Raw genomic sequence first — 13,697 nt, forward strand, 5'->3', positions numbered from 1 at the left:
TGAGTTGCCCGAATATCACAGATTAAGATTTAATCCGAAATAAATCTTTGTGAATCTGTGCAGTCTGTGGTGCACTTAAAGTCGCCTCTTTCGGTAGAAATCTCGTAACCGATGGCATTCAATTGCTTTTGTAAGGCAGCCAGCCCTTCGGCAGATTCCGCTCCGAGTGAAGCTTTGTCATTGTATAATTCGTATTTTCTTCGCTCCTCCCGGGGAGACAGGTTGGGCATAACCACATTGGCACCTGCTAAAATACCCCGTTCCCTGCCATCAGGAATGAGAGTGGCAAGAGCTGTTGTTGCCGGAATCAATGCGGACGGATGCATCAGGCGGAAGATGGATAATAGAAGAATCGTCTGTTCCACCGTTCCGCTGGGATGTTCTGCAAAAGGCGTGTCATGATGCGGCAGGAAAGGTCCGATGCCAATCATTTCCGGGCGGAGCTTTTCTATAAACAATAGATCCTCAATGATATGCTCTACTGTTTGTCCCGGACTGCCGACCATAATTCCGGTTCCTGTCTGATAACCGATCTCTTTCAAATCCGCTAAACATTGCAGACGTTGTTTGCCGGACATTTCCGCCGGATGCAGTTGCCGGTAATGCAACTCATTATAAGTTTCGTGACGTAACAGATAACGGTTGGCTCCGGCACGGAAGAAACGTTCGTATGCCTCACGTGATTTTTCACCGAGCGACAGCGTAATGGCACAATCCGGATACTCCTGTCTGATACGGGCGACGGTCATTTCTATCTGATCGTCTGTCAGTGCAGGATCCTCTCCTCCTTGTAATACAAAGGTGCGGAATCCCAGTTCATAGCCCTGTTTGCAACAGTCCAGTATACTCTTCCGGCTTAACCGGTAACGTTCGATATTCGGATTTCCTTTTCGAATACCACAGTAATAACAGTTATTCCGGCAGCAGTTGCTGATTTCAATCAGTCCGCGGATATAAATTTTGTTTCCGAAGTGGAGGAGTGTGACTTCCTGCGCCTGTTTATTGATGTAACGCAGAGTTTCTGCGTCACATCCGGTCAACAGTTGCCGGAATTCTTCCGGTGTCAGTGTTCTTTCCTGTCGTAGTTTATCAATCCATTGTTTCATAGCTCTCTTTCCGTTTGAGCAGCTCTTGTGCCAGTTGGCGACGTCCCGAAACAATGTCATTATGCGTACTCGGTCCGGTGATACATCCTCCTTCGCATGCCATCACTTCAATAAACTGTCCGGCAGCCTTTCCCGTCTTGGCACAGGCACGCAGCAGAGCGATATTCTTTTTATTGATGTCCGACACTTGTATCGCATTGATTTTCTCCGCTTCTTCTTTCAGATAAGCTTTGACAGCTCCCATCACACCACCTGCCTGTGCAAATCCGTGTGCTTCGCGAACGGAAGTATGTAATACGGAGAACTCCTGCATTTGTTCCAGCTGAATGTCCAGCCCGTCGAGAATCGAACCGATTTCTTCGAACGTCAGGATATAATCCACAGCTTCATCGCGGCGTACTTCTTTTCGTTTTGCTACGCAAGGACCGACAAATACAATCTTAGCATCCGGATGCTTTTCTTTGGCAATCCGTGCGGTATAGTACATCGGTGATCCGGTGGTAGAAACATAAGGTTTCATATCCGGAATATGTTTCTCTACCAGTTCGATATAAGAAGGACAACAGGAAGTTGTCATAAACTTCTGACCCTCTTCCAACTTCTCCAACAACTCGTGAGCTTCATTGCTAGTGGTTGACATGGCGCCTTCGGCTACTTCGATCACATCGGTAAATCCTATTTCTTTGAAAGCACCGTATACTTGTCCGATGGAAGTCTTGAACTGTCCCAAAATAGATGGAGCAATGATGGCAACCATCTTTTCTCCTTTCCGGATCCGTTGCAATACATCGAACGTTTGCGAGATTTCGAAGATAGCACCGAACGGACAAGCATTCATGCATTTTCCGCAATAGATACATTTGCTTTCATCAATATACTCTATACCATGTTCATCTTTACTGATAGCCTTTACCGGACAAGATTCTTCACAAGGTACGGGAATATATACAATAGCGTGATAAGGACAACTTTTGTGACAAATACCGCAACTGACACACGTGTCATGGTCAATCATTGCCTGACCGTTTTTCTTGAAACGTATCGCATCCTTGGGGCAGTTCATATAACAGCTACGTGCCACACATCCGCGGCAAAGGTTGGTTATTTCATAATTGATTTGTATGCAGGAAGAACAGGCCTCATCGATGACGCACATGATATTCTCCTTTTCCGGTTCGGGGCGGCTCAATGCCAGTCGTGCATATTCGGAAAGCGGGGTAACTTCGTCGTGTTCGTCTGTCATATCCAGACCCATCAAGGGAAAAGTCTTGTATCTCCACACCGCACGTTCTTTGTGTATACAACAACGTCCTACAGGTTTTGATTTTCGTGGACTCAACTCAATCGGGAGCCGGTCTATCTTTTCCACTAATTCATCGTTTTTCCAGAGTCTGACAAGGTCCGCCAGCAATTTATGCCGGACAATCATAATATTATTCGTAAATGCCATATTGTAATAAAAGGTTGTTAGTTGGTGCAAAGATACGAACACTATTTCAATATTTAAGTTTTTTGAAACATTCTTGTAACTTTTTTGTAGCCTTCGCGTGCTATCTTTGTGGTGGACAAAAAATAAGAGGAGGCAGAGTTATGAATAGCAGTATTTTTGAACAGCGCAGTCGTTTTGCCATGATTGGTGCATTGATGGTTATTATCAGCCTGATGTTTTTATTCTACATGGGAAGTTCTTTGGTAAGCTCTACCAAAAAATATCTGGAGCAGATACATGAGATAGAGATCACTTGTATCGACACGGACGAATAAAAACAAGCAACCGGAAGGATAGGATAATCCGGAGGAAATTTGTATTTTTGCCGGAAGAAAAAACAGACCTTATGGAAGAAAAGAATAAAGCTTGGAAAACGGTGAGTAGCAAATATTTATTTCGCCGTCCATGGCTGACTGTGCGTTGCGAAGATATGCTACTTCCCAATGGTAACCATATCCCCGAATATTATATCCTTGAGTATCCCGACTGGGTAAATACCATTGCCATTACCAAAGACGGTAAATTCGTTTTTGTCCGCCAGTACCGTCCGGGAATCGAACGAACTTGTTATGAACTGTGTGCCGGTGTCTGCGAGAAGGAAGATGCTTCGCCATTGGTGTCCGCCCAGCGTGAATTGTGGGAAGAAACGGGCTATGGAAAAGGAAACTGGCAAGAGTATATGGTGATTTCCGCTAATCCGAGCACTCATACCAATCTGACCTACTGCTTTCTTGCCACAGACGTAGAACTGATAGATCATCAACATCTTGAAGATACTGAAGATATCACTGTACATCTGCTCACATTGGAAGAAGTGAGAAGCCTGCTAGATAAGAACGAAATTATGCAAGCACTGAATGCTGCTCCATTATGGAAATATATCGCAAATCTGTAATTGTGTTTGGAATTCTGTAGAGAAATAATAACTTTGGAGAAAAATTAAATCATTTTATTATGAAAACAGTTTTATGGAGTATTTTTTGTTTGTTTCTCTCCGGATGGGGAAGTATGCAAACGGCATCAGCGCAGGACTTGAAAGAGATGGAAAAGAACTTGTCTGCCATCAACGAGGAATTGAGTCAAAAGACAAAAGAATATAGTTGGCAGCTTGCAGCGGCTTACGCGGATTACTGTGAAGCAAACAATAAATATATAAGTTGGAACGATTTGCCTTATCTGCAACAGGTTGTCGAATATGAGCGTCCTGCTTCTTTGGAAACTTTCCGGTTGGAGCATAAGGCTGCAAAAGACGAGTTGGATAAGTTTTTAAATACATATAAGGAATATAGGGATCTCAAGAAGAAACAGACTGAAGCAGTGACCAAGGAGCAGAAAGATGCTGTATCTGCAGCCTTTGCTGCTTTTTGGAAAAAGTTGAGAAGCGAAGAAAATTCTTATAAAGATTTATATTACGCCGAACGAAAAGCGATCTGCAAATATAGATCGGAGGCCTTGCGGCATGTAATTGCCCATTATAAGGAAGAAAAACAGGAAGTTCCTACTTCTTTTATAAAATATTCAGAACGGTCTTATTTATTGCAGAAAGGTTCTGCTTTGGAGTTGATGCAGAAAGAAATAAGTGCATTGGAAAGTGTGCAGAGAGAACTTGTACGGAATATAACGAGAGCAAAGTATGGCTTGAATGAGACTGAAGAGAAATAAAAGAGAATTTTACACACGCTTGATAAGATAATACGGGATAATCCCTTTTTATGCTGGAGGTCTGGACTGAAAAGTTCAGGCCTCTTTATCTTTCCCCTCAAGTATATATAGAAAAGTTTCTTTTCTCCCTATGCAAACTTCCTTTGCATGGGAAGTAAACTTATTAAGGTTATAGGGTAATCTATAAACGCAACTTTTGTTTATAAAATTGCAACTTGCATTTATATAAATGCAACTTCCGTTTTTATAAACGCAACTTGCGTTTATAGATTGAAGTAAAGGGGAAGTAACTTTGCCCGGTAGGGAAAGCAAGTTCTCTCCTTATCGAAAAGAAGTTTTCTAATAATACTTTGAACGATAGATAGTGAGGATTCGGACAGGGATGTATGTTTGTTCAGCGCTATTCCAATACAAAAATAATAGTCTCATTTACAGGTGCCCAGTCATAGATAAACTTGGCGTGGGAAGTCGCGTTTCGTACACACATATGCGAACGCGGTGTCGTTCCCAACGACGGACTATATTCAATCTGCGTCTTGCGGGGAGCATTGACCGGTACTCCATGGATATAGGCCCCACCTGTGAAACGGCTGGCATAAGGCGCATAACCTCCCGTTTCTTTCGAACCGTCTTTTAAAAATACCATCTTTACTTTCTTTTCCTGTAAAACAAACATACCTAACGGAGTTTCCTGTGCATATGGCGGCAGATGACGTCCCGTAGTGGAAGGATTCATACTGCGAACCACCCATTGACCTTTTCCGCTACGTTCGAGAGAAGTGATGTTCTGATTGTGGCGGTCTATGAAAATAGCTTTGTTAAAAACAACCGTATCTCCGATTACTTTGACATACTTTTTAGGAATCATCCATTCATCTCCGGTAAACACCGGTTCTGCTTTAATGAATTTTTCTCCATTTTCGATGAAACGGGTCAGTTCTCCATCCTGCCCGTAACGTTCGGGTACCAATGTGTCAGTCAGCAAATAAAGTGGAACGGATTGATAACGTTCTATACCGAGTGTATCTGCCACTCGTCCGTAAGCATTTCTTTTGAAACTTCTCACCAGTGGCGCTTCTCCATTCCTGTTTTTGTAATTCTGGAGAATTGCCCACGTGGAAGGCTGCAACTGTATATTTTCGAGTAAGGCCAGCTGTTCTTTGATTTTATCCCATTGAAACTGCCGGGTAGTGTCTTTATAAGGATAGATATCATCCAATGTATATTGGTCGTACAACAAATCTTTAGTGATTTGTATCTGCTCTGCTGTGAGTTTTTTATCAACTGGTTTAACTTCGGGTTGAACTATTGTATCTTGCAACAGCGAGTCTGTTTGTTGTCCGTGTACAGGAGGAATCTCTCCTGAACGCGAAGTGCAGGAGTAGAAAACGCAAGAGGCGATGATGAGGCCGGATGCTATTCTATTCATATTATTTATACAGTGCATTTGATGGTTCGTTTACGAATATACGTCATTATAAGGAATAATCCTTTTGTTTTGTTTAAAAAGTGGGAGACAAATATACTTTTTTGCCATACAATGCAAGTTGTCAGTCATTTTGTCAGTCAAATTCTGACAAAGAATCATTTATTTACTTTGGCACGCTTTTCGCAATAACTTTAGCGTTCCGCCTGAAAAATGGCGGATAACATCTACTATTAAATGTATAACTAAAATATAACAAGTAACTATGAACATTAAACCATTAGCAGACAGAGTGCTTATCCTCCCTGCACCTGCAGAAGAAAAAACAATTGGTGGTATCATTATCCCTGATACAGCAAAAGAAAAACCTTTGAAGGGTGAAGTTGTGGCAGTAGGTCACGGTACGAAAGACGAAGAAATGGTATTGAAAGTAGGCGATACAGTTCTTTATGGTAAATATGCCGGAACAGAACTTGACGTTGAAGGTACTAAATATCTGATCATGCGTCAGAGCGATGTTCTCGCTGTTTTGGGTTAATTAATAATAGTAAATAAATCTTTAAATAGTAAATAAAGAAATGGCAAAAGAAATATTATTCAATATCGATGCCCGTGACCAATTGAAAAAAGGTGTCGATGCTTTGGCAAATGCAGTAAAAGTAACTCTGGGCCCGAAAGGACGTAACGTTATCATCGAGAAGAAATTCGGTGCTCCGCACATCACAAAAGATGGTGTGACAGTGGCAAAGGAAATCGAATTGTCAGATGCTTACCAGAATACTGGTGCACAGTTAGTAAAAGAAGTTGCTTCTAAAACAGGTGACGATGCCGGTGACGGTACAACTACTGCAACCGTTCTTGCACAGGCTATCGTAGCTGAAGGTTTGAAAAACGTAACTGCCGGTGCTAGCCCGATGGATATCAAACGTGGTATCGACAAAGCCGTTGCCAAAGTGGTAGAATCAATCAAGGATCAGGCTGAAACTGTAGGTGACAACTATGACAAGATCGAACAGGTTGCCACTGTATCTGCAAATAACGACCCGGTAATCGGTAAATTGATTGCTGACGCTATGCGTAAGGTTTCTAAAGACGGTGTGATCACTATCGAAGAAGCAAAAGGAACAGATACTACTATCGGTGTAGTAGAAGGTATGCAGTTCGACCGTGGCTATTTGTCAGCTTACTTCGTGACAAATACGGAAAAGATGGAATGTGAGATGGAGAAACCTTACATCCTGATCTATGACAAGAAGATTTCTAACCTGAAAGATTTCTTGCCTATCCTCGAACCGGCTGTACAGACAGGTCGTCCGCTGTTGGTCATTGCAGAAGATGTAGATAGCGAAGCGTTGACTACATTGGTAGTAAACCGTCTGCGTTCTCAATTGAAGATTTGTGCTGTGAAAGCTCCGGGCTTCGGTGACCGTCGTAAAGAAATGCTGGAAGATATCGCTATCCTGACAGGTGGTGTTGTTATCAGCGAAGAAAAAGGTTTGAAACTGGAACAGGCTACCATCGAAATGTTGGGTACTGCTGACAAAGTTACAGTTACTAAAGACTATACAACTGTTGTAAACGGTGCAGGTAACAAAGACAGCATCAAGGAACGTTGCGAACAGATCAAAGCACAGATTGTAGCAACTAAGTCTGACTATGACCGTGAGAAATTGCAGGAACGTCTGGCTAAATTGTCAGGTGGTGTGGCTGTTCTCTATGTAGGTGCTGCTTCTGAAGTAGAAATGAAAGAAAAGAAAGACCGCGTGGACGATGCTTTGCGTGCAACTCGTGCTGCTATCGAAGAAGGTATCATCCCGGGTGGTGGCGTAGCTTATATTCGTGCAATCGACACTATCGAAAATATGAAGGGTGACAATGCTGACGAAACAACCGGTGTTGAAATCATCAAGCGTGCTATCGAAGAGCCACTTCGTCAGATCGTTGCTAACGCTGGTAAAGAAGGTGCGGTAGTTGTTCAGAAAGTACGTGAAGGTAAAGGTGATTTTGGTTACAATGCTCGTCTGGATATTTACGAAAACTTACACGCTGCCGGTGTAGTAGACCCTGCTAAGGTTGCTCGTGTAGCTTTGGAAAATGCAGCTTCTATCGCTGGTATGTTCCTGACTACTGAATGTGTGATCGTAGAAAAGAAGGAAGATAAGCCAGAAATGCCGATGGGTGCTCCCGGAATGGGAGGCATGGGCGGAATGATGTAATTCCGGCTTTCGCTTAGAAATATATAATTAAGGATAAGAACCACTTTCCCTGATAGGGGAGGTGGTTCTTTTTTTGGTATTCCTGCAACATCTCTGCCTTCAATTTGTTCGATTGTTGAAATACTCCTATATTTATTGTCTAATTTATTAATAAATCGTGAGATGTTGAAAGTAGTAACATTTATGAAGCAAGTAGCCCGTGGGCTACAGATGGGGGGAAACTTTGGTACTGCTCATGTATACCGTAGCAGTCTCAATGCCATCATTGCTTATTGTGGGAAAGAGGATTTCACCTTTGATGAGGTGAATCCGGAGTGGTTAAAAGGGTTTGAAGTACATCTTCGTAGTCGTGGTTGTAGCTGGAATACCGTCTCCACTTATTTGCGCACGTTTCGTGCAGTTTATAACCGTGCCGTTGATCTTCGTAAGGCACCTTATATTCCTCACCTGTTCCGTTCTGTTTATACAGGCACTCGTGCCGATCATAAACGTGCGTTGGGTGATGAGGATATAAAGAGGGTATTTGTCAAGTTGTCACAGACTTTACCTTGTTCGCAGTCGCTGCGTAAGGCACAGGAATTCTTTATCCTAATGTTTTTATTGCGTGGTTTGCCATTTGTCGATCTCGCCTATTTGCGTAAAAGTGATTTACGTGATAATGTGATTACGTATCGCAGGCGTAAGACAGGACGCACCTTGTCTGTGACACTGACCGCGGAAGCGATGGTTTTGGTAAAGAGGTATATGAATCGTGACAGTTCTTCTCCTTATCTGTTTTCTTTGTTGAAAAGCCGTGAAGGTACTCGGGAAGCTTATCGTGAATACCAGTTGGCATTGCGCACATTCAATCGTCAGTTGATGTTGTTGGGCGAATTGTTGGGACTGGGTGATAGGTTGAGTTCCTATACTGCACGCCACACCTGGGCTACGACAGCTTATTATTGTGAGATTCATCCGGGTATTATTTCCGAAGCGATGGGGCACTCTTCTATCACTGTGACTGAAACGTATTTGAAGCCTTTCAGGAATAAGAAAATTGATGAAGCTAATAAGCAGGTAGTTGATTTTGTTAAGCGGTCTATTTGTGGATTAACCGCTTGATAAATAGTCTGTTACTTTATAGGTAACGGGAGTAATACCGATGCAAATATGAGCATATTTCTTAAAACAACCAAACGAAATCGCACATTTTTTCTAATAAAGCACTCAAAAGGAGAACACAAGCATATAAAACACGTGGATTCTTTGTATTAGGGCTTGTTAACCTCTAAATTTTGCACAAGATTTCCCTCCCCTCTACCGTTTCCTTGAGGTAGGGGTTAAAAAGTTTCATTGCATATTATATCCTTTTCTAGTATTGACTACTCTCAAAGAGCAGGCACAGAGGTTCTTCCGTTACCTATAAAGTAACGGGCATGCTATTATTGAAACTTAGTGTTTAATAATATATTATTAATGTAATTTTTAAGTAGTTATGAAAAGAAAATTTGTAAAAGTGATGTTCTTCGGGGCGTTGGCACTTTCTACTGTCACCTATGTAGGCTGTAAAGACTATGATGATGACATCGACAATCTGCAGACACAGATTGACGCAAACAAAGCTAGCATTGCCGAGTTACAGAATTTTGTGAAAGAAGGTAAATGGGTAACCGCTGTAGAACCAATTACTGATGGATTTAAAATAACTTTTAATGATGGTAAGAGTTATTCTATCGTAAGTGGTGCTGCAGGGGCAAGTGGTACAAAGATTGAGATTGATCCTACTACAAAGAATTGGATTATTGATGGGGAGGACACTGGTATTTGTTCTGAAGGACAGAAAGGTGATAAAGGAGATCAGGGCGACAAAGGTGACCAAGGAGATAAGGGTGACCAAGGTGACAAAGGAGAACAAGGAGATAAAGGGGAAGATGGAAAATCGCCACGTATATCTGCTGATGGCTTTTGGGAAGTTTGGGATGCAGAATCTGGAGAATATAAAAAGACAGAATATGAAGCAGCTTCTCATATCTATGTGACAGCTGATCCTGAAAATCCATTGGTTTGGATATTGAATGTTCTCAATAACGAAACTAAAGAATGGGAAAAGGTTTCTATGCCGAAAGCTGCTCGTATCACTAGTATACGTGCACTTGGCGAAAAAGATGGAAAGGTAGATTTGGGTTCTACTCAAGCTATAGCTACTTTACTCTATGGAGTCGTTGAAGAAGAAAAAGGAGTTACTTTTAATGAAATAACATATCCGAAGGGTACATTCCTTTCTGCCAGAGGTAGTGTAATTTATGCTATGATTAATCCGGTAAATCTGGAACTTAAAGATATACAATCTTATGAAATCGGCTTGACTGATTCTAAAGGTAATACAAATTTTGTTGTATCGGCTATTGATGCGAATATGAGTGAGACTGCTCTGACTCGTGCTGAAAGTACAGCAAATAAAGGCCTTTATAATTTGACAATAAAGTTTGCAGAAGGAGTGGATCCGGATAATTTGAAAGATGATATTGCTTATGCACTAACAACAAAAGATGCATGGGGCAATGAAATCATTTCTCAATATGATGTGAAAGTTACGACAGACGAAACGGAGAAAAAGATTGATAATAAAGAACTGACGAAGCCTTTCAAAACTGTTTATTATTTAGATGAATTGGTTGGTGAACAATTAAATGACGTAGTCGATTATAACTATAGCATCAAAGATGAAGATCTTAAAAAACTCGATGCTACATTCGATAAAGATAATAAAACAATTATCGCTAATAAGGAGGGATCATTGACTGTTATTATCAATTATCTTACTACTGCAGGAAAGAAATACGAGGAAGCTAATGGTGCTAGGTTGGATTTAACATTTGAATATAAGTCAGAAGAAGCTCAAATTGCAGATATGACTTGGGTTGTAAATGGTGATAACCTTACAGCAACTTCAGAGATTGTAGGTCCTTCAGTAGATATCATAAAGGAAAAGATCGCTCGTATTGACTGGAAAATTGCTTATACTGACGGTAAAGTCGAAATCAATGGACAGAAAAACTTGGAATATGTAGACGACGATGAAAGTATTACTTTAGCTTTGGAAGGCTTGGATAAAGATGGAAATAAAACAGAAGAGGCTGATAAGATCGTTAAATATGTGATTAAAGCTACATTTAAGCCTACTAAGATTGCTGCAGTTTCTCATACCGCGACTGTTAAATTCATTAATAATGCCCCTGATGAAGGTTTGAATAACGATGTTTTGTATGAGACATCTTTCACTATTATGATAGATCAGCAAGATAGCAAATTGTTCAAATTTGAACGTGCAGAATCTTACTTTAGCAATGATAATGCAACGGCTTATGGTAAAGCTGAAGATGGGAAAATTTCTTATGATCTTTATACTTTGTATAAGAATACAACAGCTCTTGCAAATGGTAAGCAGTATATAACATTTACTGAGGAAAGACCTTCCAAAGTCGAGAACAATCAAGAAAAGTATGCTCCTGCATGGTTGGATAAAGTTGATGAACCGACAGCAAATTCTGTTATTGCAGTTGAAACTTTTGGCAATTGGGGTGGTGCTTATGATAGTCGTTATATTACTGCATCTTATGCTCCGTTCGGTAACCCTCTATTGAATGCTATTAAGGATAGATTCAACTTAACAGTGAAATCTGAAATATTTGAAGGAATTTTCGAGTATATAGGAGAAGAGGGCACTAAGGATAAGCCATTTGAAGTAGATGGAGGACATTCACAGGATTTGTTAGCGGAAAATTTCAAGAAAGAAGATGCTTACGGAAAGGAATATCTGTTTGACGATTCTAGAATTAAATCTGTAACACTTAAACTTGCAAATCAGAATGCAAAAGATTACTTGAAGTTAAGTACTACGGACTTTATTTCAGCTGAAGAGGGAATAGTTGTAATCTCTAAGAAAGATTCTGCAACTCCGATTGTTAATCCTCCTGTATGTGAAATCAATGTTGAGATTACTGACGAATGGGGTAAGACAACGATTGAGACGATCTTTGTGAAAGTAATTAAGTAAGACTATAAATAATACTTATATGTAAGGTCTTAACCTTTCAAAAAGATATATTATATACAAAAAGGTAGATAGAAAGTTGTGTTTGTGAAAGTACAACTTTCTAATAAACCTACCTTACCAAAAGGGATACCTCCCTTATTTCCCACAGGTATCCCTTTTTTTTGTCTCATTACATCTTCTTATTTGCACTAGAACCAATTTACTAGTCCCTTATTTCCCTATAGATTAAGGAGATGTTTTGAGAGTATAGAAAGCCCGGGCTTGCGAAAGTCCGGGCTTTTTGCACTCTTTTGTCTTTGGAACATCTTAGCCGTTTCCTTTGTTTGTTCATGCGAGGTATTTCCATTGATGGGATAATACTCGTATATTTATCGTCTAAATTATTAATAAATTATGAGATGTTGAAAGTACTAGCATTTATGAAGCAGGTAGCCACTGGGTTACAGATGGAGGGAAACTTTGGGACTGCACATGTTTATCGTAGTAGTCTGAATGCCATCATTGCTTATCGTGGGAAAAAAGATTTTGTTTTTAGTGAAGTGACTTCGGAGTGGTTGAAAGGGTTCGAAGTATATCTTCGCAGTCGTGGATGTAGTTGGAACACTGTTTCCACCTATTTACGGACCTTTCGTGCGGTTTACAATCGTGCGGTCGATCTTCAGAAGGCTCCTTATGTTCCTCATTTGTTTCGTTCGGTTTATACCGGGACGCGAGCTGACCATAAACGTGCGTTGGGTGATGAGGACATGAAGAAGGTATTTACTAAATTATCTCGTACATCGGGTGTACCATTAGCGGTATATCAGGCGCAGGAGCTATTCATCCTGATGTTTTCGCTTCGTGGTATGCCGTTTGTCGATCTTGCTTATTTGCGTAAGAGTGATTTGCGCGATAATGTAATAACGTATCGCAGGCGTAAAACAGGGCGGCCATTGTCGGTGACATTGACTCCGGAAGCAATGGCTTTGGTAAAGAAATACATGAATCGTGATTCTTCTTCTCCTTATTTATTTCCGTTGTTGAGAAGTTGTGAAGGGACCAAAGAGGCTTATCGCGAATATCAGCTTGCATTACGTAGCTTTAACCAGCAGCTGATGTTATTGGGTGAATTGCTCGGATTGGGAGATAAACTTAGTTCGTACACCGCCCGTCATACCTGGGCTACGACGGCTTATTATTGTGAAATTCATCCGGGTATTATTTCTGAAGCGATGGGACATTCGTCTATCACCGTCACTGAAACCTATCTGAAACCTTTCAGGAATAAGAAAATTGATGAAGCAAATAAGCAAGTTCTTGATTTTGTGAAGCGTTCAGTGACAGGTGTAAGTGCTTGAAAACTATTCTGTTACTCTGTAGGTAACGGGAATGAATATCGGTGCAAATATGAGCATATTTCTTAAAACAACCAAACGAAATCACACATTTTTTCTAATAAAGCATTCAAAAGTAGAACTAGAACAAATAAAACACACGGATTCTTTGTATTAGGGCTTTGTTAACTTCTAAATTTTGCAAAAGATTTCCTTCCCCTCTACTGCCTTTCAGAAGCAGGGGTAAAAAAGTTTCATCACATTTAGTATCATTTTTCAGTATTGACTACTCCAGAAGAGCAGGCACAAAGGTTTCTCTGTTACCTACAGAGTAACGGGTTGTGCTATTATTGAAACTTAGTGTTTAATAATATATTATTAATGTAATTTTTAAGTAGTTATGAAAAGAAAATTTGTAAAAGTGATGTTCTTCGGGGCGTTGGCACTTG

General features: G+C 40.7%; 11 protein-coding genes. 8 read left to right on the forward strand and 3 right to left on the reverse strand.

Features of this window, described 5'->3' with window-relative positions:
* Positions 1-29: 29 nt before the first annotated feature.
* Both hydE and I2I13_RS19350 read right to left on the reverse strand, forming a co-directional pair.
* Entirely contained in the window at positions 30-1,106 is a 1,077-nt protein-coding gene (gene hydE, locus I2I13_RS19345; protein ID WP_195650262.1) for a [FeFe] hydrogenase H-cluster radical SAM maturase HydE, read from the reverse strand.
* Positions 1,090-2,556, reverse strand: coding sequence for a 4Fe-4S dicluster domain-containing protein (locus I2I13_RS19350; protein ID WP_195650263.1), 1,467 nt, complete (start codon positions 2,554-2,556; stop codon positions 1,090-1,092). Before I2I13_RS19350 ends, hydE begins: the two co-directional genes overlap by 17 nt.
* A gap of 140 nt (positions 2,557-2,696) precedes the next feature.
* Here I2I13_RS19350 and I2I13_RS19355 point away from each other — a divergent pair, with 140 nt between their 5' ends.
* The 3 genes from I2I13_RS19355 to I2I13_RS19365 all read left to right on the forward strand — a co-directional run bounded on the left by I2I13_RS19355 (position 2,697) and on the right by I2I13_RS19365 (position 4,257).
* Entirely contained in the window at positions 2,697-2,870 is a 174-nt protein-coding gene (locus I2I13_RS19355) for a hypothetical protein (RefSeq protein WP_004301069.1), read from the forward strand.
* A gap of 71 nt (positions 2,871-2,941) precedes the next feature.
* On the forward strand, positions 2,942-3,490 hold the full coding sequence (locus I2I13_RS19360) for an NUDIX hydrolase (protein WP_148364612.1): 549 nt from the start codon (positions 2,942-2,944) through the stop codon (positions 3,488-3,490).
* A 59-nt stretch (positions 3,491-3,549) separates the two neighbouring features.
* A complete protein-coding gene (locus I2I13_RS19365) occupies positions 3,550-4,257 on the forward strand; it encodes a DUF5039 family protein (protein ID WP_148364613.1) in 708 nt (235 codons plus the stop codon).
* A gap of 400 nt (positions 4,258-4,657) precedes the next feature.
* Here I2I13_RS19365 and I2I13_RS19370 read toward each other — a convergent pair whose 3' ends face one another.
* Entirely contained in the window at positions 4,658-5,704 is a 1,047-nt protein-coding gene (locus tag I2I13_RS19370; protein ID WP_195650264.1) for a L,D-transpeptidase, read from the reverse strand.
* Between the two features lie 244 nt (positions 5,705-5,948).
* Here I2I13_RS19370 and I2I13_RS19375 point away from each other — a divergent pair, with 244 nt between their 5' ends.
* The 5 genes from I2I13_RS19375 (at position 5,949) to I2I13_RS19395 (ending at position 13,272) form a co-directional block, all read left to right on the forward strand.
* Entirely contained in the window at positions 5,949-6,221 is a 273-nt protein-coding gene (locus tag I2I13_RS19375) for a co-chaperone GroES (RefSeq protein ID WP_004314007.1), read from the forward strand.
* 40 nt (positions 6,222-6,261) lie between these two features.
* Entirely contained in the window at positions 6,262-7,899 is a 1,638-nt protein-coding gene (gene groL / locus I2I13_RS19380; protein WP_148364615.1) for a chaperonin GroEL, read from the forward strand.
* 162 nt (positions 7,900-8,061) lie between these two features.
* Entirely contained in the window at positions 8,062-9,000 is a 939-nt protein-coding gene (locus I2I13_RS19385; RefSeq protein WP_148364616.1) for a site-specific integrase, read from the forward strand.
* Between the two features lie 373 nt (positions 9,001-9,373).
* Positions 9,374-11,935, forward strand: coding sequence for a collagen-like protein (locus I2I13_RS19390; RefSeq protein WP_195650265.1), 2,562 nt, complete (start codon positions 9,374-9,376; stop codon positions 11,933-11,935).
* 398 nt (positions 11,936-12,333) lie between these two features.
* Positions 12,334-13,272, forward strand: coding sequence for a site-specific integrase (locus I2I13_RS19395; RefSeq protein ID WP_148364618.1), 939 nt, complete (start codon positions 12,334-12,336; stop codon positions 13,270-13,272).
* Positions 13,273-13,697: the final 425 nt, after the last annotated feature.

Origin of the sequence: Bacteroides sp. D55t1_190419_B8 (assembly GCF_015558905.1) — a bacterium.
Classification (GTDB): domain Bacteria; phylum Bacteroidota; class Bacteroidia; order Bacteroidales; family Bacteroidaceae; genus Bacteroides; species Bacteroides vicugnae.